The sequence below is a fragment of the Streptomyces barringtoniae genome, assembly GCF_020819595.1.
Lineage (GTDB): Bacteria > Actinomycetota > Actinomycetes > Streptomycetales > Streptomycetaceae > Streptomyces > Streptomyces barringtoniae.
Genome location: NZ_JAJHNP010000004.1, coordinates 164769 through 189475, shown reverse-complemented (window position 1 = coordinate 189475; position 24707 = coordinate 164769). Strand labels below are relative to the sequence as shown.

Below are 24707 nucleotides of genomic sequence, written 5' to 3'. Positions count from 1 at the left end.
GCACTGCGCGACTCGGCGGTAGGAACGAGCCTAGAACGCCTTTGCGCTGGTGGGGAGATCATTTGCGTCATTGGCTGCTCCGGTCGTGGCCTGAAAAACGCAAGGGCTGCGGGTACCCCGGTGAGGGCACCCGCAGCCGCCCTGCTGTTACAGGTACTGACCGGTGTTCGCCACCGTGTCGATGGAGCGTCCGGTGTCTGCGCCCTGCTTTCCGGTGATGAGGGTACGGATGTAGACGATCCGTTCGCCCTTCTTTCCGGAGATGCGGGCCCAGTCGTCGGGGTTGGTGGTGTTGGGGAGGTCTTCGTTCTCCTTGAACTCGTCCACGCAGGCCTGGAGGAGGTGGGAGACGCGGAGGCCCTTCTGGTTCTTTTCGAGGAAGTCCTTGATCGCCATTTTCTTGGCGCGTCCGACGATGTTTTCGATCATGGCGCCGGAGTTGAAGTCCTTGAAGTAGAGGACTTCCTTGTCGCCGTTGGCGTAGGTGACTTCCAGGAAGCGGTTCTCCTCGGATTCGGCGTACATCTGCTCGACCGCCGTCTGGATCATGCTCTGGACGGTGGTGGCCTTGTCGCCGCCGTGTTCGCCGAGGTCGTCGGCGTGCAGCGGGAGGCGTTCGGTGAGGTACTTGCCGAAGATGTCCTTGGCGGCTTCGGCGTCGGGGCGCTCGATCTTGATCTTCACGTCGAGGCGGCCGGGGCGCAGGATGGCGGGGTCGATCATGTCCTCGCGGTTGGAGGCGCCGATGACGACCACGTTCTCCAGGCCTTCCACGCCGTCGATCTCGGCGAGCAGCTGCGGGACGATGGTGTTCTCCACGTCGGAGCTGACGCCGGAGCCGCGGGTGCGGAAGAGGGACTCCATCTCGTCGAAGAAGACGATGACGGGGGTGCCCTCGCTGGCCTTCTCCCGGGCACGCTGGAAGACGAGGCGGATCTGCCGCTCGGTCTCGCCGACGTACTTGTTGAGCAGCTCGGGGCCCTTGATGTTGAGGAAGAAGCTCTTGCCGGCGGCTTGGCCGGTGACCTCGGCGACCTTCTTGGCGAGCGAGTTCGCGACGGCCTTGGCGATGAGTGTCTTGCCGCAGCCGGGGGGGCCGTAGAGCAGGACGCCCTTCGGCGGGCGCAGCTCGTGCTCCTTGAACAGGTCGGGGTAGAGGTACGGCAGCTCGACCGCGTCGCGGATGGCTTCGATCTGGTTGCCGAGTCCGCCGATCTGCTCGTAGCCGATGTCGGGGACCTCTTCGAGGACGAGTTCTTCGACCTCGCTCTTGGGGACGACTTCGTAGACGTAGCCGGAGCGGGGTTCGAGCAGGAGGGCGTCGCCGGCGCGGATGGTGACGTCCAGCAGTGGCTCGGCGAGCCGTACCACCCGTTCCTCGTCGGTGTGCCCCAGTACGAGGGCGCGCTCGCCGTCCTCGAGGATTTCCTTGAGGGTGACGATGTCGCCGACGCGCTCGTATTCCATGGCTTCGACCACGTTGAGCGCTTCGTTGAGCATGACTTCCTGGCCGCGCCGCAGGTCGTCGAGGTCGACGCTGGGGCTGACGTTCACGCGGAGTTTGCGGCCTCCGGTGAAGATGTCGGCGGTGCCGTCCTCGTTGGCCTGCAGGAAGACGCCGAAGCCGGCGGGCGGCTGGGCGAGCCGGTCGACCTCTTCCTTGAGGGCCACGATCTGGTCGCGGGCCTCGCGGAGGGTGTTGGCCAGCCGTTCGTTCTGGGCGGACACGCCGGCCAGGTTGGTCTGCAGCTCGACGATCCGCTCTTCGAGAATCCTCGTGTGTCGCGGAGAGTCGGCGAGCTTGCGTCGCAGGACGGCGATCTCCTGCTCAAGGTAGGCGATCTGCCCGGCCGGGTCGTCGGACCCTCGTCCCGGGCGGATGCCGCGGTTCATGTCGTCGTCGTGGGCTGCCACGGTCCTCACCTCCTCCAAGGGGAGCTGGACGCTTCCAGACCCTACCTGGGTGGGTGTCGATTGAAACCCCTAGATCACCAAGACTGTCAAGGTGTGTCGTCGGTCACCCGTTGCGCTCTCCCTCGCACGGAGGGGATACCCACTCAACGTGATGCGGAAGCGACTTGTTCCGGGCATCGCATGGTCAAAACCCTTCGGGAGTGGCCGGAGTTGTCCGGTCCGGGCTGGTGGGCCCGGGAGGTGGGCAGCCCGCGGTACGCTCTCGCGGTCATCACGCTGAGCGACGGTCCGGATGACAGGTGTGACGGCCGGTCCGGCTTGAAGTGGTGGGTGCCGTGGCCGATGTCATGTCTGTCCTGGTCGGGCGCTGTTACCCGAGGGGGCGGGAGTGGAAACCCGGTGCCGGTGGAACGTGGCCGGAATGCCGGCGGAGGTAGGGTCGGGGGTGTTCAACAGCCGCTGGTGCGGACCCGGCTGACCCTTGGGGTGCCGGTTCCGCCCGGCATACCGACGGCAGGAGAGGTGACCGTGCAGCAGGAGGCCCTGGGCGGGGAGGCGCTGGAGGTCTGGATCGACCAGGATCTGTGTACCGGTGACGGGATCTGCGCCCAGTACGCGCCTGAGGTGTTCGAGCTGGACATCGACGGGCTGGCCTATGTGAAGGGTGCGGACGCGGAGCTGTTGCAGGCGGTGGGTGCGGTGGCGCCGGTGCCGTTGCCGCTGCTGGCGGATGTGGTGGACTCGGCTCGGGAGTGTCCCGGTGAGTGCATTCATGTGCGCCGGGTTTCGGACAGGGTCGAGGTGTACGGGCCCGACGCGGAGTGAGGCCGGGCCCGGACGTGTGTCAGACGCTGTGGGCGTCTGTGGGGGTGGAGCGGATGAACGCGGTGCCGTTCCAGTGCCACTTGGTGGGCGTCTTGAGGTCGGGGCAGCAGTTGGGGACGGCGTCGGAGGAGTAGCCGAGCAGGGTGGCGGCGACGGTGCCCGCGCGTATGGAGAAGTCGGTGACGGTGAGCCGGTCCTTGGGGTCGACGAGGGTGGCCACGATGCGTGGTTGGTCGCTGTCCGCGGAGCGGGTGAGGACGTAGGCCCCGTCGGGGGGTGTGCCCATGGCGGAGTCGCAGTGGACCACCGCGACCGTTTCGGGTCTGCCGTCGCCGTCGAGGTCTCCGGTGGCTTTTTTGGCGACCACGGCTTTCACGGGTCCGCATTGCAGGGGGAAGTCGACGCCGGTGGTGCTGGGCGCTGCGACGGCGGCGGGGGCGGACTTGCCGCGGGTGTCGGTGTGGGTTTGGGCGGCGGTGGCCGATCCGGGTTGTACGACGGAGGAGAGGGCTACGACGCCGGCGACGGCCGTGGCGGTGGCGACCCAGTGGATGGGCCGGGTCTGGCTGTGAGCGAGCTCCGGAACGGCGGATTGCTGCACTAGGAGTGTCTCCTGTGAGGGCTGTGCCGGTGGGGTGGCCAGCATGGTGCCACACGTCACAGTGCGGGGGAACGGCGGGGTCGGGGATTCCCGCAGGCGGCGGCGCGCGCTTGTGGTGGGCGCGCGCGCCGTGCGGGTGCCGTGCGGTGGGGCCCCTGGTGGCCTGTCAACGAGTGGGCGCCGTGCCGGAGTTCCCGTCGGTGTGCGGGAACTGCGGCACGGCGCCCTTGCGTTGGCTGTGTGCGGGGTGGGTCAGCGGCCGGGGCCGCCGTCGGCGTTGGGTCCGGCGTAGTCCTCGCCGTAGGCGCCCTTGGCGGGGCGGCGGCGGCGCATGGGCGGCTCGACGCCGTCGGCGAGGCGGCGGGCGGTGAGCAGGAAGCCGGTGTGGCCGATCATGCGGTGGTCGGGGCGGACGGCGAGGCCTTCGATGTGCCAGTTGCGGATCATGGTTTCCCAGGCGGTCGGCTCGTTGAAGCAGCCGATCTCCCGGATGGACTCCACGGTCCGGGCGAGCTGGGTGGTGGTGGCCACGTAGCAGCAGAGGATGCCGCCGGGGACGAGTGCCTTGGAGACGGCCTCGAGGCATTCCCAGGGGGCGAGCATGTCGAGGATGACGCGGTCGACGTCGGTGTCGGAGAGGTTGTCCTGGAGGTCGCCGACGGTGAGCTGCCAGGCGGGGTGGGGGCCGCCGAAGTAGCGTTCCACGTTCTGCTTGGCGATCTCGGCGAAGTCCTCGCGGCGCTCGTAGGAGTGCAGCATGCCCTGGTCGCCGATGGCGCGCAGCAGGAAGCTGCTGAGCGAGCCGGAGCCGACGCCGGCCTCGACGACGCGTGCGCCGGGGAAGATGTCGGCGAAGGCGAGGATCTGCCCCGCGTCCTTGGGGTAGACGACGGCTGCCCCGCGGGGCATGGACAGGACGTAGTCGGGGAGCAGGGGGCGCAGCGCGAGGTAGGCGACGTTGCCGGTGGTGCGGACAACGCTGCCCTCGGGAGCGCCGATCAGTTCGTCGTGCGGGAAGGAACCCTTGTGGGTGTGGAAGTTCTTCCCGGCTTCGAGCGTGAACGTGTAGTGGCGGCCCTTGGGGTCGGTCAGCTGTACCTGGTCCCCGACCTTGAAGGGCCCGCGCCTGCGGGCGGCACCGGTCGGTTCGGACATGTGACCAGCGTACCGGTTCCCGTCCGGGGGTTTGGCCGCCGGAGGGGGTGGGGCTGGGCGGGCCGACGTGCGGCGGCGGCCGCACGTCGATGCGGCGCCGCGCCCGCTTTCGGGGCGCGGCGGCGCAGGGCGTCATGAGGCGGGGCGTGCCATCGCCTTGACGAAGGCTCGTTCCACGTCGGCCGCGGACAGGACGCCGTAGATCTCGCCGGTCTCCTCGACCACCAGGTACTCCGTGGCCGGGGTGGCGCGCAGGACGTCCAGGAGTTCTTCTCCGGCAAGCTCGGCGGAGACGCGCATGCCGTCGGTGAGCTCCTGGGCGAGGCCGCTGACGGCGACCCAGGGGCGGCGGTGTTCGGGTACGCCGACGATGGCGGACTCGCGGACGAGGGAGATGGGGTTGCCGTGAGCGTCGACGACGACCAGGGCGCGGGCGCCGGCGGCGTTGGCGCGGCGCAGCGCTTCCGACAACGGGGTGTTGGTCTCGACGGGTACGGCGCGGCGGGTGAGGGTGCGGGCGCGCAGTTCGGGGAGGTGTTCGCGCAGGCGGGCCATGCGCAGGCTGTTGCCGGCGCCGGTCCAGATGATGGCGGCGAGGATGGCGGCGAGCAGGGCGTCGGTGACGGTGTCCATGCCGCCGGTGTCCTCGCCGCTGCCGCCGAGGGCGCCGGAGTGGTTGAGCAGCGGCAGGCCGATCAGGACGGCGACGGCGAGGGCGCGGCCGACCCAGGCGGCGGCGACGGTGCCGCTCATGGGTTTGCCGGTGATGGCCCAGACGACGGCGCGGAGCATGCGGCCGCCGTCGAGGGGCAGGCCGGGAAGGAGGTTGAAGATCGCCACGATGAGGTTGGAGATCATCAGGCCGGCCAGCAGGACGCCGGGTACGGTGCCGGGTTCGACGGGCTTCATGGCGAGGTAGAACAGGCCGGCCAGGACGAGCGAGAGCAGGGGTCCGACGAAGGCCAGGACGAACTCGCGGCCCGGGGTCTCGGCTTCCTTCTCGATCTCGGAGACGCCGCCGAAGAACTGCAGCTGGATGCGGCGGACCGGGAGCTTGAAGCGGATCGCGGCGACGGTGTGGGCGAGCTCGTGGACCAGTACGGAGGCGTAGAAGGCGACGGCGAAGAACAGGGAGACCAGGTAGCGGGCGGCGCCCAGCTCGGGCAGTACGCGGTCGAGCTGGCCGCCGAAGACCCAGGTGATGAGCGCGGCGACGAGGAACCAGCTCGGTGCGACGTACACCGGCACGCCGAAGGGGCGGCCCATGAGGATGCCGCCACCGGGCTCTTTGGGCCGCGGCTGGGGTGGCTCGCCCTTGGCGATTCCGGAGTGGGCGAGGGTGCGGTGCTGCTCGTCCGGCGCGGTGCCGGGGCCGGGGGCGTTTCCGGGTACGTCGGAGGGGTCGGGGGTGTCGGGCGGGACGGTCGCTTCACGGGACGGGGTCTTCGAGCCGCCGGTGTCGCCGGTCGTGACGCCGGTGCCGGTGGCCTGCGAGTCACGGGTGCCCCCGTCGGCGCCCGTGCCCTCACCGGTGCCGGTCGTACGGGGGCTGCCCTCGGTGCCGGCCGAGTTCGCACTGCCGGTGCCGGGGCTGCTGGTGCCGGTCTCGCCGATGTCAGCCCTCGCGTTGCCGGTGTCGGCCGGGTCGCCGTCGGTCCTGTCGGTGTCCGAGCCGCGCTCGGTGGCGGCCGTACCCGCGGGAGGCACGGTGGGGCCCGAGCCGCGGGCGGCGCCGGTGTCGTCCGTGCGCGCGGGCGCGGTGGCGTCCGGGCCGTGGTCGACGCCGTCCGTGCTCTGCGGGGGCACGGAGCTGCCCGTGCCCTCTGGAGGGGCGGTGGCGTCCGGGCCGGCGGCGGTGCGGTCCGTGCTCTCCGGGTTCGCGGTAGTGTCCGCGTCGGCCTGGGCGGGGCGTGGGGCGGCCGGGCGGTCGGCGGCGTGCCCCTTGTTGTCGGACTCGGCCCGGATGTGGTCCGCGGTGGGCGTCGCGGGTTCGGGCTCCGGGCCCGCATGGCCGGTGCGGTCGGTCGTCGGGGCCGTTGGACCTGCGGGGTGCTCGGCCGGCTTGTCTTTGCCGGACCGCGGCTGCCCGCTCCCGCCGCTCACGTCCACGGTGTCCCCTCGTTCGAAGCGTCTTCCGCACCTGCCGGACGGAAGGGTCTGTGGTCGATGGTATGCGGCCTTGGTGACGCGTTTCGCCCCGGCACCCCTTGTGTTTGCCGCGCGGTCGCGGGGCCGGAGGCGGGCGGCGGCTGGGTCACTGTCAGTGGTGGGCCGTAAGGTCTGTGGACATGGACAGCAGCATCGAGGACGCCGGAGCCCTGTCGGGCGGCGCCGAGCAGACGGATCCGGCCGAGGCGCCGCGACCGACGCCCGTGGCGGCGTCGGTGCCGGCGCCCTCGACCGCTGTGGAGGCCTCCGGGCCGGACTCCGCCGTGCCGGCGCCGCCGGAGACCGGTGCCGAGCGCGTGGCCATACCGCCCACCTCGCTGTCCCCGTCCCGGGCGGGCGACTTCATGCAGTGCCCGCTGCTGTACCGGTTCCGGGTGATCGACCGGCTGCCGGAGAAGCCGAGCGAGGCGGCGACCCGGGGCACGCTGGTGCACGCGGTGCTGGAGCGGCTCTTCGACGCGCCCGCGGCGGAGCGGACCGCGCCCAGGGCCAAGGCGTTGGTCCCGGGCCAGTGGGACCGGTTGCGGGAGAGCAGGCCGGAGCTGACGGAGCTGTTCGCGGACGACCCGGGCGGGGAGCGGCTGGCCGGGTGGCTTCAGGAGGCGGAGCGGCTGGTCGAGCGCTGGTTCACGCTGGAGGATCCGACGCGGTTGGAGCCGGCCGAGCGGGAGCTGTTCGTGGAGGCCGAGCTGGAGTCGGGGCTGCGGCTGCGCGGGATCATCGACCGGGTGGATGTGGCGCCGACCGGTGAGGTGCGGATCGTCGACTACAAGACGGGGAAGGCGCCGCGGCCGGAGTACTCCGAGGGCGCGCTGTTCCAGATGAAGTTCTACGCCCTGGTGGTGTGGCGGCTGAAGGGGGTCGTGCCGCGGCGGCTGCAGCTGGTGTACCTGGGCAGCGGGGATGTGCTGACGTACGACCCGGTCCTGGCCGATCTGGAGCGGGTGGAGCGCAAGCTGCACGCGCTGTGGGACGCCATCAGGCAGGCCACGGAGACCGGGGAGTGGCGGCCGCGCCCGACCAAGCTGTGCGGTTGGTGCGACCACCAGGCGCACTGCCCGGAGTTCGGCGGCACTCCCCCGCCGTATCCGTTGCCGGTGAGGGCGCGCGAGTCGGGGAGCGTGTCGCAGGGCAGAATGGGCCCGGACTAGCGAAGGAGTGTCAGGTGGCCATCCGTGTCCTACTGGTCGACGACCAGCCCCTGCTGCGTACGGGTTTCCGGATGATCCTGGAGGCCGAGCAGGACATCGCGGTCGTGGGCGAGGCCGGTGACGGTCTGCAGGCCCTCGATCAGGTGCGGGCCCTGCAGCCGGACGTGGTGCTGATGGACATCCGTATGCCTCGGATGGACGGGGTGGAGGCGACCCGGCAGATCACCGGGCCCGACCGGTCCGGTCCGGCGAAGGTACTGGTGCTGACCACGTTCGATCTGGACGAGTACGTGGTGGAGGCGCTGCGCGCCGGTGCGAGCGGTTTTCTGCTGAAGGACGCGCCCGCGAACGAGCTGGTGCAGGCGATCCGTGTGGTGGCGGCGGGTGAGGCGATGCTGGCGCCGAGCATCACGCGCCGGCTGCTGGACAAGTACGCCACACATCTGCCCTCCGGTGAGGAGCCCGTGCCGGACACGCTGAACACCCTCACCGACCGTGAGGTGGAGGTGCTGAAGCTGGTGGCGCGCGGTCTGTCGAACGCGGAGATCGCCGCCGACCTGTTCGTCAGCGAGACCACCGTGAAGACGCATGTGGGGCATGTGCTGACCAAACTGGGCCTGAGGGACCGGGTGCAGGCGGCGGTGTACGCGTACGAGAGCGGTCTGGTGCGCCCCGGCGCGCAGTGAGCGCGCACACGTCCGGTACGACGGCGAAGGGCGCCCCTCCCGTGTGGAGACGGGCGCCCTCGGTGTCAACGGGCGTCAGCTCTTGCTGAGTTCCCAGAACCGGAACACCGTGGAGGCGTCCAGGCAGTACTCCAGGCCGTAGACGCCGTCGCGGGCGACCGCGTACTGCTTGGCCTGCCACACGGGCAGGACGGGCAGTTCGGTGGCGACGATGTTCTGCAGCCGGCCGAAGTCCTTGTCGGTGGCGGCCCGGTCGCTCTGCGCGGCGGTGTCGGGGATGAGGGTGCCGTTGATGGTGCGGTTGCTGTAGTTGTTGTCCAGCACGTTGCCCTTGCCGAAGAAGGGTGCGGTGAAGTTGTCGGCGTCGGGGTAGTCCGGGATCCAGCCCTTGACGTAGACGCCGTACTTGCCGGCCGCGATGTTCTTCTCGTACTGGTCGAAGGCGACCGACTTGACGTCGGCCCGGAACAGTCCGCTGGCGTTGAGCTGCCCGGCGATGGCCTTCAGTTCCTCGTCGGTGGCGGGGCCGTAGCGCGACGGCGTGGACCACAGGGTGAGCTCGACCTTGCGGTTGATGCCGGCGGCGCGCAGTGCGGCGGCGGCCTTGGCCTGGGAGGGGCGGGCGCCGTAGGTGTCGAAGAAGGCCGTGTTGTGGCCGACGATGCCCGCCGGGATGATCGAGTACAGCGGGGTGGCGGTGCCCTGGTAGACGTTCTTGATGAGGGCGTCGCGGTCGACGAGGTAGGCCATGGCCTTGCGGACACCGAGGTTTCCGGCGACGGGGTCCTTCATGTTGAAGACCAGGTGCTGGACTTCGGCGCTGCTGCCCTCGATGACGTCGACGCCCTTGCCCTCCTGCTGGTCGAGACCGGCGATGTCGGAGGCGGACAGGCCTCGGTAGGCGATGTCGACGTTGCCGTCGAGGAGGGCCTTCTTCAGGGCTGCGCGGTCGCCGTGGAAGAACTTCATGGTGACGCCGGAGTTCTTGACCTTGGCGGTGCCCTTGTAGTTGCCGTTGACGGAGAAGACCGCCTGGTCCTTGTCGAAGGAGTCCAGCTTGTAGGGGCCGGAGCCGATGGCCTTGTGGTCGGTGCGCAGGCCGTTCGCGTCGTACTGGCGGTGGTCGACGATGGAGCCGGCGCCGGAGGCGATCTTGCTGGGGAAGGTGGCGTCGGAGGTCTTCAGGTGGAAGACGACCGTCCTGGCGTCCGGGGTGTCGATGCTGCCGAGCATCGGGAACATGACCGCGGGCCCCGCGGGGTCGTTGATCTTCAGCATGCGGTCGAAGGAGAACTCGACGTCCTTCGAGGTGAGGGCGTCACCGTTGCTGAACTTCAGGCCGTCCTTGAGGGTGCACTGGTAGACCGTGGCGCGGGAGTCGGTGAAGGAGCATTCCTTCGCCAGTTCCGGCTGGGGTTCGGTCTGGCCCTTGGGGAAGCTGAGCAGCGACTGGAAGACGTTGTCGAACAACAGCCAGGAGCCGGGGTCGTAGCCGGAGGCCGGGTCCGTGGCGAGGACGTCGTCGGACATCCCCATCACCACGGAGGAGCCGGTGCCCCCGGAATCACCGCTCTCCGAGCCGCAGCCGGTCAACAGGCCGGAGGCCAGCCCCGCCACGATCGGCAGGACTGGCCACTGGTTGCGCATGTTCACTTGAAATGTGCCTTGTCGTCGGTTCGTCACCCGGGTCCGCCGTCCTGGTCCCGGGCTGTCCGGGGCAGCCGTCCCTGGCCCCCGGACGAGAGAGCCGTCAGCCGCTCACACCGCGGCCGAGCTCCCACAGCTGGAGCGTAGACGAGGAGTTGAGGGCGTAGGCAACGCCCGTGATGTCGTCCCGTGCGGCGACGTACTGCTTGCCCTGCCACAGCGGCAGGACCGGGACGTCCTCGGCGACGATGTCCTGGATCGCCGTCAGGCTCTTGCCGGCGTTGAGCCGGTCGGCCTCGCGGCGGGACTCCGGGATCAGGGTGCGCTGGATGGTGCTGTTGGAGTACGGCGAGCCGAGGAAGTTGTCCTTGTCGAGGAAGGGCGCGAGGAAGTTGTCGGCGTCCGGGAAGTCGGGGAACCAGCCCATGCCGTAGACGTCGTACTGGCCCTTCTGCTCGGCGGGCCGGAAGACGTCCCAGGGGTGGCCCTGGATGGACGCGTCGAACAGCCCGCTGTCGTTGAGCTGCTTCTGCAGGACCTCGAACTCCTTCTTCGTGGCGGAGCCGTAGTGGTCGGTGGTGTAGTGCAGGGTCAGCTTGACCGGGGTGGTGATGCCGGCCTTGGTCAGCAGGTCCTTGGCCTTGGCGACGCTGGGGTTGCCGTACTTGTTGAAGAACGAGTTGGAGTGGCCGGTGACGGTGGCGGGGACGAGCGAGTACAGCGCCTCGGCCTGGGTGCCGTAGACCTTGGAGACGACTTCCGCGCGGTCGATGAGCTGGGCCATGGCCTGGCGTACGGCCTTGGACTTCACGCTGGGCGCGTTGGTGTCGAAGGCGAGGTAGCGGATCTCCAGACCCGGCATGTCGACGAGGTCGACCTTGTCGTCGCCGCCGGCGTCCAGCTTCTGGATCTGCGCGGGCGACATGGTGCGGGTCATGACGTCGATGTCACCCTTGTCGATGGCGGCGCCCATGGCGTCGGCGTCGGCGAAGGAGCGCAGCTCGACCTTGTCGTTGTTCACCTTGAAGTAGCCCTTGTAGTTGGGGTTCTTGGTGAAGGTGGCGGCGGACATCGCGTTGCCGCTGACGTCGGCCTGCAAGGTGTAGGGACCCGAGCCGTCGATCTCGAAGCCGTCGCGCAGCTTGTCCTTCTGGTAGTCCTTCGGGTTGATGATGCCCGCGACCGGGGTGGACAGCTTGTACGGGAAGGTGGCGTCGGCGGTCTTGAGGTGGAAGATGACCTCGCGGTCGCCCTGCGTCTCGATGGTGTCGATGGTGTTCAGCAGGGAGGCGACACCGCTGCTGGACTTGATGCGCAGGGCGCGCTCGATGGAGTACTTGACGTCCTGGGCGGTCACCGGGTCGCCGCTGGCGAACTTCAGGCCGTCGCGGAGCTTGCAGGCGTAGCGCTCGCTGCCGCTGTCGGTGAAGGAGCAGCTGTCGGCGGCGTCCGGGACGGGTTCGCCCTCGCCCTTGGGCTGGGCCATCAGGGTCTGCACGGTCTGGCGCAGGATGTTCCAGGTGCCGACGTCGTAGGCGTAGGCGGGGTCGAGGGGCGCCGGGGCGTCGCTGGTGGTGGTGAACCGGTCCGTGGTGCCGACGACGATGGCGTCACCGCTCTTGCTCCCGCTGCCGGATCCGCCACACGCGGCGAGAACCGGGGTGAGCAGGCCGGCCACCGCCGGCAGCACCAAAGTCTTGCGGTTCATGCGGGAGTTTCTCCAGAGCTGTTCGGGTCCGTGTATCCGACATGCATGGGTGGTGCGGCAGATCACGGGGGGTTGCGGCGATGTTCTCGCGATGAGATTAGTCCGCGCCCGCAGGAGGGTTCACGGCCCCGCGAGTTGACCCCCCATCACGCAGCGAAACCAGGTGCGGACACACCGAAAACCCGACAGCGGCAGGATTAGTGCAGCATCCCATCAATCGGGACACAAAGACCCGTCGTTCCGGGCCGAACGGGGCCCTTCTGCACACTTGACCCTGGTTGTCGAGGGCCTTCGGGGTGGGGAACGTCACACTCCCAACTGTGCGGGGAGTCAGTGGAATTCGGCCCGGCGGCTGGCCATGAATTCCACTTGGGTGTACTTCCTCGGAAATTTGTCCAGCCCGGCCAATGGACTTTTACGCTGGGTGAACGGCTAGAGCATTTCCGTCATCAGGCCGCGCAGAAATGCCAGGTCGACCTGTTCCAGAGAGGTCACCACGGTGCGTCCGGCGGCAGGGCTGATGGGGGCGACGGAGGGTACGGCGACGACGCGGCAGCCGGCGGCCTCGGCGGCGGCGACACCGGTCGCGGTGTCCTCCACCACCGCGCATCTGTCCGGCCGGGCCCCGAGTCCCGCCGCGGCGAGCAGGTAGGGGTCGGGGAAGGGCTTGGTGCGTGAGACCTCGTCGCCTGCGATGGACAGGTCGAAGTGGTGGGCGCCCAGGATGCTCAGCACGCGGTCGATGATGCGCCGGTGGGAGGCCGAGACCAGGGCCGTCGGGATGCCGTGCTCGTGGAGTTCGGCGAGCAGGCCGGCGGCGCCCGGCATCAGCGGCAGGGCACGGTCGATGCGGTCCTCGAAGCCCTCGTTGAGCAGCACGGTGAGTTCGGCGAGGGTGATGTCGGCGCCGGTGGCCTCGATGAGGAAGCCGGCGCTGCGCGTCATGGGTCCGCCGACCACGACGTGCCGCCAGGACTCGTCCAGGGTGTGGCCGAGGGCGGCGAAGACCTCCACCTCGACGTCCCACCAGAATCCCTCGGTGTCCACCAGGGTGCCGTCCATGTCGAGGAGCACCGCCTGCAGGGCGGAGCCTTCGGCCGTAAGGGTTCCGAGCGCGGGGACCGTGCTGGTCATCCGGGCGCACCTCCTCGAGGGACGATCAGGCCGGTTCCCGGACAGGGAACCGGCCTGGTGGACCGACCAGTGTACGTCTCCGGCGACGGAAACGCCTCGTTTATCACTCGCGGCCGGGGGTATCCCTTGGATCACCCCCGGCGCAGGCCAGAGGGCCGTGGGTGTGCGGCGAAGCCGGCAAGGGCGAAACCGCCGGAGGGCTCAGCGGGCGTTGAAGTACTTCGCCTCCGGATGATGGATCACGATCGCGTCCGTGGACTGCTCGGGGTGCAGCTGGAACTCCTCGGACAGGTGGACGCCGATCCGCTCCGGCCGGAGCAGGTCCGCGATCTTGGCGCGGTCCTCCAGGTCGGGGCAGGCGCCGTAGCCGAGGGAGAAGCGGGCGCCCCGGTACTTCAGGGCGAACATGTCCTCGATGTCGGCCGGGTCCTCACCGGCGAAGCCGAGTTCCGCGCGGACGCGTGCGTGCCAGTACTCGGCGAGCGCCTCCGCCAACTGGACGGACAGGCCGTGCAGTTCGAGGTAGTCCCGGTAGGAGTTGGCCTCGAAGAGCTTCGCGGTCTCCTCGCCGATGCGCGAGCCGACGGTGACGACCTGGAGGCCTACGACGTCGGTTTCGCCGGACTCCTCCGGGCGGAAGAAGTCGGCCAGGCACAGCCGGCGGCCGCGGCGCTGGCGCGGGAAGGTGAACCGCGTGCGCTCGTTGCCCCGCTCGTCCAGGATGATCAGGTCGTCGTCCTTGGACACGCAGGGGAAGTAGCCGTAGACGACGGCCGCTTCCAGCAGGTTCTCCGTCTGCAGCCGGTCCAGCAGACCGCGCAGCCGCGGGCGGCCCTCGCTCTCCACCAGTTCCTCGTACGACGGCCCCTCGCCGGTGCGGGCCTGCTTCAGGCCCCACTGGCCCTTGAACAGCGCGCCCTCGTCGAGCCAGCTCGCGTACTCCTTGAGCTGGATGCCCTTGACGATCCGGGTGTCCCAGAACGGCGGGGTCGGCACCGGGTTGTCGGTGGCGACGTCGGAGCGGACGTGCCCCTCCTCGGGGCGTTCCTCGACCTCGACGGCGGTGGCCCGCACCCGGCGCTGGCGCAGCTCGGGCAGCTTGGCGCCCGGCACGCCGCGCTTGACGCCGATGAGGGCGTCCATCAGGCCCAGGCCCTCGAAGGCGTCGCGGGCGTAGCGGACCTCGCCGTCATAGATCTCGTGCAGGTCCTGCTCGACATAGGCACGGGTGAGGGCCGCGCCGCCGAGGATGACCGGGAAGCGGGCGCTCAGGCCGCGCTGGTTCAGCTCCTCCAGGTTCTCCTTCATGATCACCGTGGACTTCACCAGCAGCCCCGACATACCGATCACATCGGCCCGGTGCTCCTCGGCCGCCTCCAGGATCGCGGAGACCGGCTGCTTGATGCCCAGGTTGACGACGTTGTAGCCGTTGTTCGACAGGATGATGTCGACCAGGTTCTTGCCGATGTCGTGCACGTCCCCGCGCACGGTCGCCAGCACGATCGTGCCCTTGCCCTCGGCGTCCGACTTCTCCATGTGCGGCTCGAGATGGGCGACGGCCGCCTTCATCACCTCGGCGGACTGCAGCACGAACGGCAGCTGCATCTGGCCGGAGCCGAACAGTTCGCCGACGACCTTCATGCCGTCCAGCAGGGTCTCGTTGACGATGTCCAGCGCCGGGCGGTCCTTCAGGGCCTCGTCGAGGTCGGCCTCCAGGCCGTTGCGCTCGCCGTCGATGATCCGCCGCTTGAGGCGCTCCTCCAGCGGGAGGGCCGCCAGTTCCTCGGCCTTGCCCGCCTTCAGCGACTTCGCCGTGGCACCCTCGAAGAGCTGCATCAGCTTCTGCAGCGGGTCGTAGCCCTCGGCCCGCCGGTCGTGGATGAGGTCCAGGGCCGTGCCGACCTCTTCCTCGCTGAACCGGGCGATCGGCAGGATCTTGGAGGCGTGCACGATCGCCGAGTCCAGGCCCGCCTTCACGCACTCGTCCAGGAACACGCTGTTGAGCAGGATGCGGGCGGCCGGGTTCAGGCCGAAGGAGATGTTGGACAGGCCGAGGGTGGTCTGCACATCCGGATGGCGGCGCTTCAGCTCGCGGATCGCCTCGATGGTGGCGATGCCGTCCTTCCGGGACTCCTCCTGACCGGTGCAGATGGTGAAGGTCAGGGTGTCGATGAGGATGTCCTCCTCGCGGATGCCCCAGTTCCCGGTCAGGTCGGCGATCAGCCGTTCGGCAATCTCGACCTTCTTCTCGGGGGTGCGGGCCTGGCCCTCCTCGTCGATGGTGAGGGCGATCAGAGCGGCGCCGTGCTCCTGGGCCAGTCGGGTGACCCTGGCGAAGCGGGAGTCGGGGCCGTCACCGTCCTCGTAGTTCACCGAGTTGATCACCGCGCGGCCGCCGAGCTTCTCCAGCCCCGCCTGGATGACCTCGACCTCGGTGGAGTCCAGCACGATCGGCAGCGTGGAGGCCGTCGCGAACCGGCCCGCCAGCTCCTCCATGTCCGCCACACCGTCGCGCCCGACGTAGTCCACGCACAGGTCCAGCATGTGCGCGCCCTCGCGGATCTGCTCCCGGGCCATCTCCACACAGTCGTCCCAGCGGCCCTCCAGCATGGCCTCACGGAACTTCTTCGAGCCGTTGGCGTTGGTCCGCTCGCCGATGGCCAGGTAGGAGATGTCCTGGCGGAACGGCACCGTCTGGTACAAGGAGGCGGCCCCGGGCTCGGGGCGCGGATCGCGCTCGGTCGGGGTCAGGTCCCGGACGCGCTCGACGACCTGGCGCAGGTGCTCCGGCGTCGTACCGCAGCAGCCGCCGACGAGGGAGAGGCCGTACTCGCGGACGAAGGTCTCCTGGGCGTCGGCGAGCTCGGGTGCGGTCAGCGGGTAGTGGGCGCCGTCCTTGCCGAGGACGGGCAGGCCCGCGTTGGGCATACAGGACAGCGGGACGCGGGCGTTGCGGGCGAGGTAGCGCAGGTGCTCGCTCATCTCGGCCGGGCCGGTGGCGCAGTTCAGGCCGATCATGTCGATGCCGAGCGGCTCCAGCGCGGTGAGCGCGGCGCCGATCTCGGAGCCCAGCAGCATGGTGCCGGTGGTCTCGACGGTCACCGACACGATGACCGGCAGGTCCAGGCCGAGGGCCTGAAGGCCCCGGCGGGCGCCGAGGACGGCGGCCTTGGTCTGCAGCAGGTCCTGGGTGGTCTCCACGAGCAGCGCGTCGGCGCCGCCGGTGACCAGGCCTTCCGCGTTGCGCTGGTAGGCGTCGCGCAGGGTGGTGTAGGGGGCGTGGCCCAGGGTGGGCAGCTTGGTGCCGGGGCCGATGGAGCCCAGCACCCAGCGGGGGCGGCCGTCCCGGGCGGTGAACTCGTCGGCGACCTCGCGGGCCACTCGGGCACCGGCCTCGGACAGCTCGTACACGCGCTCGGAGATGTCGTACTCGCCGAGGGCGGAGTGGTTGGCCCCGAAGGTGTTGGTCTCGACGCAGTCGACGCCCACGGCGAAGTACGCCTCGTGGACGGAGCGGACGATGTCGGGGCGGGTGAGGTTGAGGATCTCGTTGCAGCCCTCGAGCTGCTGGAAGTCCTCGAGTGAGGGTTCCTGGGCCTGGAGCATGGTGCCCATGGCTCCGTCGGCGACCACCACGCGTGTGGCGAGCGCCTCTCGGAGCGCGGACGCACGGGTCCGGCTGTCGGCGGAAGGGGACGGTGGCAACGAGGCCATGGAGGGGCTCCCTAGATGCGACGGCTGTCGGCTATGCGGTATCCCCGGCAGGCGAGGAGGCCGCACGGCGCCAGACTAACCGGGAGTCGGCTTGGATGGGCACCGGCGTCCACGAGGCGGACGCCGGGTGGCGGGTACCCCACAGTGGGGCCACGTGTGATGTAACAAGTGCCGTCGGACCATTGGCGGGAGATCGGCATGGACCGGTAGTGTTCGACATTGCCGAACGGTGTTGTCGAGCACCGCCGGCGGCAGTCGAGGAAGACGGAGGCAGGACGGCGATGGCACGGAACATCCAGTCGCTCGAACGGGCGGCCGCGATGCTGCGGTTGCTCGCGGGCGGCGAGCGGCGGCTCGGCCTGTCGGACATCGCCTCGTCACTCGGCCTCGCCAAGGGCACGGCCCACGGCATTCTGCGCACCCTCCAGCAGGAGGGCTTCGTGGAGCAGGACGACGCCTCCGGGCGCTACCAGCTGGGCGCGGAGCTGCTGCGCCTGGGCACCACGTACCTGGACGTGCACGAGTTGCGGGCCAGGGCCCTGGTATGGACCGACGACCTGGCCCGTTCCAGCGGGGAGAGCGTGTATCTGGGGGTCCTGCACCAGCAGGGCGTGCTGATCGTGCACCACGTCTTCCGGCCGGACGACAGCCGGCAGGTGCTGGAGATCGGCGCCATGCAGCCGCTGCACTCCACGGCGCTCGGCAAGGTGCTGTCGGCCTACGACCCGGTGGCGCACAGCGAGGCGCTGGAGGCCGACCGGAAGCCCTTCACGGACCGCACGGTGTGCGACATGGAGGACTTCGAGCACCTTCTCGACATCACACGCGCGCGTGGATACGCGGCGGACGTCGAGGAGACCTGGGAGGGCGTGGCGTCGGTCGCCGCGCCCATCCACGACCGGCGCCGTATGCCCGTGGGCGCGGTCGGCATCACCGGAGCCGTGGAACGGCTGTGCCGGGACGGGCAGCTGCTTCCCGAGCTGATCGCGGCGGTGCGCGACTGCGCCCGCGCGGTGTCCAGGGACCTGGGCGCGGGACGGTTCTGAGCGCTCGGCGCTCCCTCGACGGCACACCTGGGCCCCCCAGGGACGACCGGAACGCCGGGCGGCGTTCCGGTTCTCGCCCTACCCTGAAACCGACATATGGGGCCAATGCCCACGTCAGCGCGCGAAGAGTGATATCCGGCGGCGATCAATAACGATCCTGTTTTCGATAACAGAACTCTTGACGCATGCGTAACGCCGAAGCAAGACTCCCGTCCATCGGTCGGCATTGTCGAACACCTACCGGCAATACGCGCTAGAGTGTGACAACGCCAAGGACCGGCAATCGCTCTCACCCCCGAGGGCGGCAGAACCACCGGAGGGACCCGGGGTTCGGCTATCCCTGGACGAAGGACAAAGGAGTCGCGGGTGTCCAGCTCCGACATCTTCATCGGCGAGACCATCGGTACCGCCATACTCATCCTGCTCGGCGGCGGCGTCTGCGCGGCCGTCACGCTGAAGGCCTCCAAGGCCCGTAACGCCGGTTGGCTCGCCATCGCCTTCGGGTGGGGCTTCGCCGTCATGACGGCCGTGTACATCTCCGGACCGCTGTCCGGCGCCCACCTCAACCCCGCCGTCACGGTGGCTCTCGCCATCAAGAACAGCGACTGGAGCAACGTCCCGGTCTACTTCGCCGGCCAGCTGCTCGGCGCGATGATCGGCGCGACGCTGGTGTGGGTCGCCTACTACGGCCAGTTCCACGCCCACCTGACCGACAAGGAGATCGTCGGCGGTCCCGGCGCGCAGGCCACCGCGGCCAAGGCGGTCGAGGCCCAGGAGAAGGGCGCGGGCCCGGTCCTCGGCATCTTCTCCACCGGTCCGGAGATCCGCAACGCGGCGCAGAACCTCGCCACGGAGATCATCGGCACGGTCGTGCTGATCCTCGCGGTCCTCACGCAGGGCCTGAACGACAAGGGCAACGGCCTCGGCATCCTCGGCGGTCTGATCACCGCGTTCGTGGTGGTGTCGATCGGTCTGTCCCTCGGCGGTCCGACGGGCTACGCGATCAACCCGGCCCGTGACCTGGGGCCGCGCATCGTGCACGCCCTGCTGCCGCTGCCCAACAAGGGCGGTTCCGACTGGGCCTACGCCTGGGTCCCGGTCGTCGGTCCGCTGATCGGCGGCGCCATCGCCGCGGGCATTTACAACGTCGCCTTCGCCTAGACAACGCCTCGAAGCACGCGCCGTACGGACAGCCCCCTTACCACGGATCCTTTCAGGAGCACACAGTGACCGACGCCCACACCGCAGGCCCGTTCATCGCCGCGATCGACCAGGGCACGACCTCCAGCCGCTGCATCGTCTTCGACCGGGACGGCCGTATCGTCTCCGTCGACCAGAAGGAGCACGAGCAGATCTTCCCCAAGCCGGGCTGGGTCGAGCACAACGCCAACGAGATCTGGACCAACGTCCAGGAAGTTGTCGCCGGGGCCATCGCCAAGGCCGGCATCACCCGTGACGACATCAAGGCCATCGGCATCACCAACCAGCGCGAGACCACCGTGCTGTGGGACAAGAACACCGGTGAGCCCGTCCACAACGCCCTCGTCTGGCAGGACACCCGCACCGACAGCCTCTGCAAGGAGCTGGGCCGCAACGTCGGCCAGGACCGCTTCCGCCGCGAGACCGGCCTGCCGCTGGCCTCGTACTTCTCCGGACCCAAGGCCCGCTGGCTGCTCGACAACGTCGACGGCCTGAAGGAGCGCGCCGAGGCCGGCGACATCCTCTTCGGCACCATGGACACCTGGGTCATCTGGAACCTGACCGGCGGTGTCAACGGCGGCAAGCACGTCACCGACGTCACCAACGCCTCCCGCACCATGCTGATGAACCTGCACACCATGCAGTGGGACGAGAAGATCGCCGAGTCCATCGGCGTGCCGCTGGCGATCCTGCCGGAGATCCGCTCCTCCGCCGAGGTCTACGGCGAGGTCACCGGCGGCAAGCTCGGCGACGTGCTCGGCGGCGTCCCGGTCGCCTCCGCGCTCGGCGACCAGCAGGCGGCCCTGTTCGGCCAGACCTGCTTCTCCGAGGGCGAGACCAAGTCCACCTACGGCACCGGCACCTTCATGGTGATGAACACCGGTGACAAGATCATCAACTCCTACGCCGGTCTGCTGACCACGGTCGGTTACAAGATCGGCGAGCAGCCGACGGTCTACGCCCTGGAGGGCTCGATCGCCGTCACCGGCTCGCTGGTGCAGTGGATGCGCGACCAGATGGGCCTGATCTCCACCGCCGCCGAGATCGAGACGCTCGCGCTCTCGGTCGAGGACAACGGCGGCGCCTACTTCGTGCCGGCCTTCTCCGGTCTGTTCGCCCCGCACTGGCGTTCCGACGCCCGCGGTGTGATCGCCGGTCTGACCCGGTACGTCACCAAGGCGCACCTCGCCCGCGCGGTGCTGGAGGCGACCGCCTGGCAGACCCGCGAGATCGCCGACGCCATGGTCAAGGACTCCGGCGACGAGCTGGTGACCCTGAAGGTCGACGGCGGCATGACCTCCAACAACCTGCTGATGCAGACCCTCGCCGACGTCCTGGACGCGCCCGTGGTGCGCCCGATGGTCGCCGAGACCACCTGCCTCGGCGCCGCCTACGCCGCCGGTCTCGCCGTCGGCTTCTGGTCCAGCACCGACGAACTGCGCGCCAACTGGCGCCGGGCCGCCGAGTGGACCCCCCAGATGGACGCGGACACCCGCGACCGTGAGTACAAGAACTGGCTCAAGGCCGTCGACCGGACCATGGGCTGGATCGAGGACGAGAGCTGAGCGGCCCACACCAGCTCAGACATCTCTGACGAGGAGTAAGTACCCGACATGACCAGTCAGTCCACCCTGAGTTCCGTGCCTGCCCTGGGGACGCACCCGGCCTCCGGCTCCAACCCGAGCCGGGCCGAGACCAGGGAGCAACTCTCCAAGGCGTCGTACGACCTTCTGGTGATCGGCGGCGGCATCCTGGGCATCTCCACCGCCTGGCACGCCGCGCAGTCCGGCCTGAGGGTGGCTCTGGTCGACGCCGGCGACTTCGCCGGTGCCACCTCCTCCGCCTCCTCCAAGCTGCTCCACGGCGGTCTGCGCTACCTGCAGACCGGCGCGGTGAAGCTGGTGGCGGAGAACCACTTCGAGCGCCGTGCGGTCTCCCGCCAGGTGGCCCCCCACCTGGCGAACCCGCTCACCTTCTACCTCCCCGTGTACAAGGGCGGGCCGCACGGCGCGGCGAAGCTCGGCGCGGGCGTGTTCGCCTACTCCGCGCTCTCCGCGTTCGGCGACGGCGTGGGCCACCTGCTCTCCCCCGCCAAGGCGGCGCAGGACGTGCCCGAGCTGCGCACCGAGAACCTCAAGGCCGTGGCCGTGTACGGCGACGACCAGATGAACGACGCCCGCATGGCGCTGATGACGGTCCGCGCGGCCGTCGAGGCGGGCGCGGTCGTCCTGAACCACGCCGAGGTCGCCGGCCTGCGCTTCACCAACGGCCGGGTCACCGGCGCCGAGCTCAAGGACCGCCTGTCCGGCGAGGAGTTCGGGGTCAACGCCCGCCTGGTGCTGAATGCGACCGGCCCCTGGGTCGACCACCTGCGCCGGATGGAGGACCCGAACGCGGCACCGTCCATCCGCCTGTCCAAGGGCGCGCACCTGGTCCTGAAGCGCACCTCCCCCTGGAAGGCCGCGCTCGCGACCCCGATCGACAAGTACCGCATCACCTTCGCCCTCCCCTGGGAGGACATGCTGCTGCTCGGCACCACCGACGAGGAGTACGAGGGCGACCCGGCGGACGTGTCCGTCAACGACAAGGACATAGCGCAGATCCTGGACGAGGCCGCGTTCTCCGTCCGGGACCAGCAGCTCCAGCGCGACCTGATCACCTACGCCTTCGCCGGCCTGCGGGTGCTGCCGGGCGGCCCCGGGGACACCGCCAAGGCCAAGCGCGAGACCGTGGTGACCGAGGGCAAGGGCGGCATGCTGTCCGTCGCGGGCGGCAAGTGGACCACCTTCCGGCACATCGGCCGTACGGTGATGCAGAAGCTGGAGGCGCTGCCGGGCCACCCCCTGGGCGACGACTTCGAGCCCATCTCCTCGCTGCCGAAGAAGCTGCCGCTGCCCGGTGTCGCCAACCCGCGCGCCGTCGCCCACCGTCTGCTGGTGGACCGGCCGGCTCCGGGTCCGCGCATGGCCGCCGACACCGCCAGGCACCTGGCCACCCACTACGGCTCCCTGGCCTTCGACATCGCCCGCCTGGCGAACGACGACCCGGAGCTGGCCGAGCGTGTCCACCCCGACGCGCCGGAGATCTGGGCGCAGGTCGTCTGGGCCCGTGACCACGAGTGGGCCGAGACGCCGGACGACGTGCTGCGCCGCCGCACCACGCTGACCATCCGGGGCCTGGCCACGGACGAGGTCCGCGCGAAGGTGCAGGACCTGCTCGACAAGAAGTAGGCCTCGGTGGCGTCCGGTCCGTTTCCCTGACCGGGACCGGCCGCCTCCGCAGCGCCGGACCGCCGCACCGGGTCCGGACGACCGAGAGGGGCGGCCCCACGCCGATGGGGCCGCCCCTCTCGCCTGCCCGGGGGGCGTTGTCAGTGCCGGGTGCTTCCATGGGGGCATGAACAACGATCAAGCGGATCCCGCCGAACTGGCGGCTCTGCGGGAGGCCTTCGCGGTGGACGACGGCGGCGCGTCCGCCCTCGGCTGGGCGGCCGTGCACGCCTTCGAGGCGGAGCACCGCGTGGTGCTGCCCGAGCCGTACCGGACGTTCGTGGCCGAGGCGACCGACGGGTCCTTGCAGGGGCCGCCGGAGTACGGGATGGCCGGGCTGCGCGGGGGCGCAGAGCACCAGCGGCTCGCCGAGCCGTTCCCGCTCACCCGGGCCTGGGTGTGGGAGGACGACGACGGCCCGTACGAGGACCCCGAGCCCGTGATCGAGCGGGTGGCCCACGACGGTTCCCTGCGGCTGGGGACCGACGGCTGCGGCATGGACTGGCACCTGATCGTCACGGGCCCGCACCGGGGTCACATATGGCAGATCACCGGTGAGGGAGCGGTGCCCTTCGGGGCGGAGTTCGGTCACACCGCCGGCGAGCCCGGCTTCGCCGGCTGGGTGCGGCACTGGGCGGACGGCAGGGAGTGGTTCGACGCCGCGCCCGCATAATGGCCGCTGAGACATCCGATGTCTGGCGACCAGGGAGGCCGGTCATGGCAGTCACCGATGAGGCGATCGAGAAGATCAAGGGCATGATCGTCTCCGGTGCGCTGCGGCCCGGGGACCGGTTGCCCAAGGAGAGCGAGCTGGCCGCCGAGCTGGGACTGTCGCGCAACTCGCTGCGGGAGGCCGTACGGGCGCTGTCGCTGATCCGGATCCTGGACGTGCGGCAGGGAGACGGCACGTACGTCACGAGTCTCGATCCGCAACTGCTGCTGGAGGCGCTGAGCTTCGTCGTGGACTTCCACCGCGACGACACCGTGCTGGAGTTCCTCGCGGTGCGCCGGATCCTGGAGCCGGCCGCGACCGCGATGGCGGCCTTCCGGATCGGCGAACAGCAACTGGACGCGCTGTCCGCCCAGTTGGAGGCCCTCGGCGACCAGCCCTCGGTGGAGGAGCTGGTCGCCGCCGACCTGGAGTTCCATCGCGGCATCGTGCGCGGCGCCGGCAACTCGGTGCTGTGCTCGCTGCTGGACGGCCTGTCGGGGCCGACCACCCGGGCCCGGATCTGGCGGGGTCTCACCCAGGAGGACGCGGTCGGCCGCACCCTTCGCGAGCACCGGGCGATCCTGTCCGCGCTGCGCGACCGGGACGCGGAGGCGGCCCGCTCCTGGGCGACCGTGCACATCGCGAGCGTGGAGCAGTGGCTGCGCAGCACCCTGTGAGCATGGGCAAACGCCTGTGCCGGTCCGGTCGGGCTCCGGGTTGACGGGGGGTGTTCCACAGTGGCGAACGGGGCAGTGATCCGGTCACTGGCCCACGCAAGGGGGCTGCGGGCGCCCCCGCCGGACGCCGTAAGGTTGGTGAGTCAAGCGAGGGCACGTCGGAAGGAGGCACTGGGTGATCGAGCTGGAGGGGGTTCCCGAGCTGATCGACCCAGTCATGGTGGCCGCGTTCGAGGGCTGGAACGATGCCGGCGACGCCGCCTCCACGGCGGTCGCGCATCTGGAACGCGAATGGAAGGGCGAGGTGTTCGCGGCGCTGGACGCCGAGGACTACTACGACTTCCAGGTGAACCGGCCCACGGTGTTCATGGACGCCGGTGTGCGCAAGATCACCTGGCCGACGACAAGGCTGTCGGTGGTGCGGGTCGGCGGTGAGAAGCCGCGTGACCTGGTGCTGGTGCGCGGCATCGAACCGTCCATGCGCTGGCGCTCGTTCTGCAACGAGCTGCTGGGCTTCGCGCACGAGCTCGGCGTGGAGCTGGTGGTCATCCTGGGCGCCCTGCTCGGTGACACCCCGCACACGCGTCCCGTGCCGGTCAGCGGGGTGACGTCCGACCCGGACCTGGCCCAGCGGATGGACCTGGAGGAGACCAAGTACGAGGGCCCGACGGGCATCGTCGGCGTCCTGCAGGAGGCCTGCACGCACGCCGGCGTCCCGGCGGTGTCGCTGTGGGCGGCCGTACCGCACTACGTCTCCCAGCCGCCGAACCCGAAGGCCACGCTGGCGCTGCTCAACCGGCTGGAGGACCTGCTGGACCTGCGCATCCCGCAGGGGGAGCTGCCGGAGGACGCCCGTGCCTGGCAGGTGGGCGTGGACCAGCTGGCCGCCGAGGACAGCGAGGTCGCCGAGTACGTCCAGACGCTGGAGGAGGCGCGGGACACCGCGGAGCTGCCGGAGGCGTCGGGTGAGGCGATCGCCCGCGAGTTCGAACGGTATCTGCGACGCCGGGACGTGAGCCCTCCGGGCGGGAAACCGCGGCCCCCTGCCTCCGGCGGCGGGGCCAAGGAGGATGACGAGGACGGTTCGGAGGACTGAGGT

Annotated in this window: 18 protein-coding genes; 10 read left to right on the top strand and 8 right to left on the bottom strand. The window is 69.9% G+C overall.

Annotation, left to right across the window (positions count from 1 at the left end):
• Window positions 1-147: 147 nt before the first annotated feature.
• The gene (arc, locus tag LMU33_RS07960) at window positions 148-1914 is read right to left on the bottom strand and encodes a proteasome ATPase (RefSeq protein ID WP_228618660.1); all 1767 of its coding nucleotides are present in this window, start codon (window positions 1912-1914) and stop codon (window positions 148-150) included.
• A 522-nt stretch (window positions 1915-2436) separates the two neighbouring features.
• Between arc and LMU33_RS07955 the strand changes: the two genes are divergently transcribed.
• Window positions 2437-2739 (top strand): ferredoxin, encoded by a 303-nt coding sequence (locus LMU33_RS07955; protein WP_228618658.1) that lies wholly within the window; start codon window positions 2437-2439, stop codon window positions 2737-2739.
• Between the two features lie 19 nt (window positions 2740-2758).
• On the opposite strand, the gene LMU33_RS07950 is transcribed toward LMU33_RS07955, so the two are convergent.
• The 3 genes from LMU33_RS07950 to LMU33_RS07940 form a co-directional block, all read right to left on the bottom strand.
• Window positions 2759-3340, bottom strand: coding sequence for a hypothetical protein (locus tag LMU33_RS07950; protein ID WP_228618656.1), 582 nt, complete (start codon window positions 3338-3340; stop codon window positions 2759-2761).
• Window positions 3341-3592: 252 nt separating this feature from the next.
• Window positions 3593-4495, bottom strand: coding sequence for a tRNA (adenine-N1)-methyltransferase (locus tag LMU33_RS07945; protein ID WP_228618655.1), 903 nt, complete (start codon window positions 4493-4495; stop codon window positions 3593-3595).
• Between the two features lie 132 nt (window positions 4496-4627).
• Entirely contained in the window at window positions 4628-6109 is a 1482-nt protein-coding gene (locus tag LMU33_RS07940) for a site-2 protease family protein (protein ID WP_443728962.1), read from the bottom strand.
• Window positions 6110-6783: 674 nt separating this feature from the next.
• Between LMU33_RS07940 and LMU33_RS07935 the strand changes: the two genes are divergently transcribed.
• Window positions 6784-7815 (top strand): PD-(D/E)XK nuclease family protein, encoded by a 1032-nt coding sequence (locus tag LMU33_RS07935; RefSeq protein ID WP_228618651.1) that lies wholly within the window; start codon window positions 6784-6786, stop codon window positions 7813-7815.
• 14 nt (window positions 7816-7829) lie between these two features.
• A complete protein-coding gene (locus LMU33_RS07930; RefSeq protein WP_228618649.1) occupies window positions 7830-8501 on the top strand; it encodes a response regulator in 672 nt (223 codons plus the stop codon).
• A 75-nt stretch (window positions 8502-8576) separates the two neighbouring features.
• Here the strand turns inward: LMU33_RS07930 and LMU33_RS07925 are convergent, their stop codons facing one another.
• The 4 genes from LMU33_RS07925 to metH form a co-directional block, all read right to left on the bottom strand.
• Window positions 8577-10154 carry an ABC transporter substrate-binding protein gene (locus LMU33_RS07925; protein ID WP_228618648.1) on the bottom strand — a complete coding sequence of 526 codons (1578 nt, stop codon included), beginning with the start codon at window positions 10152-10154 and terminating at the stop codon, window positions 8577-8579.
• A gap of 97 nt (window positions 10155-10251) precedes the next feature.
• A complete protein-coding gene (locus LMU33_RS07920; protein ID WP_228618646.1) occupies window positions 10252-11856 on the bottom strand; it encodes an ABC transporter substrate-binding protein in 1605 nt (534 codons plus the stop codon).
• Between the two features lie 432 nt (window positions 11857-12288).
• Window positions 12289-12990, bottom strand: a complete 702-nt coding sequence (locus LMU33_RS07915; protein WP_228618644.1) for an HAD family hydrolase — start codon at window positions 12988-12990, stop codon at window positions 12289-12291.
• Window positions 12991-13191: 201 nt separating this feature from the next.
• On the bottom strand, window positions 13192-16704 hold the full coding sequence (metH, locus tag LMU33_RS07910; protein ID WP_228618642.1) for a methionine synthase: 3513 nt from the start codon (window positions 16702-16704) through the stop codon (window positions 13192-13194).
• 281 nt (window positions 16705-16985) lie between these two features.
• Between metH and LMU33_RS07905 the strand changes: the two genes are divergently transcribed.
• The 7 genes from LMU33_RS07905 to LMU33_RS07875 all read left to right on the top strand — a co-directional run bounded on the left by LMU33_RS07905 (window position 16986) and on the right by LMU33_RS07875 (window position 24704).
• Window positions 16986-17750, top strand: a complete 765-nt coding sequence (locus LMU33_RS07905) for an IclR family transcriptional regulator (protein WP_228618640.1) — start codon at window positions 16986-16988, stop codon at window positions 17748-17750.
• Window positions 17751-18116: 366 nt separating this feature from the next.
• A complete protein-coding gene (locus LMU33_RS07900; RefSeq protein ID WP_228618639.1) occupies window positions 18117-18911 on the top strand; it encodes an MIP/aquaporin family protein in 795 nt (264 codons plus the stop codon).
• A 65-nt stretch (window positions 18912-18976) separates the two neighbouring features.
• Entirely contained in the window at window positions 18977-20515 is a 1539-nt protein-coding gene (gene glpK, locus LMU33_RS07895; RefSeq protein WP_228618637.1) for a glycerol kinase GlpK, read from the top strand.
• A gap of 48 nt (window positions 20516-20563) precedes the next feature.
• Window positions 20564-22180: a glycerol-3-phosphate dehydrogenase/oxidase gene (locus LMU33_RS07890; protein WP_228618636.1), complete on the top strand. Its 1617-nt coding sequence runs from the start codon at window positions 20564-20566 to the stop codon at window positions 22178-22180.
• 166 nt (window positions 22181-22346) lie between these two features.
• Window positions 22347-22892 carry an SMI1/KNR4 family protein gene (locus LMU33_RS07885; protein WP_228618634.1) on the top strand — a complete coding sequence of 182 codons (546 nt, stop codon included), beginning with the start codon at window positions 22347-22349 and terminating at the stop codon, window positions 22890-22892.
• Between the two features lie 44 nt (window positions 22893-22936).
• The gene (locus LMU33_RS07880) at window positions 22937-23608 is read left to right on the top strand and encodes a FadR/GntR family transcriptional regulator (protein ID WP_228618633.1); all 672 of its coding nucleotides are present in this window, start codon (window positions 22937-22939) and stop codon (window positions 23606-23608) included.
• A gap of 175 nt (window positions 23609-23783) precedes the next feature.
• A complete protein-coding gene (locus LMU33_RS07875) occupies window positions 23784-24704 on the top strand; it encodes a PAC2 family protein (RefSeq protein ID WP_228618631.1) in 921 nt (306 codons plus the stop codon).
• The last annotated feature ends 3 nt before the right edge of the window (window positions 24705-24707 follow it).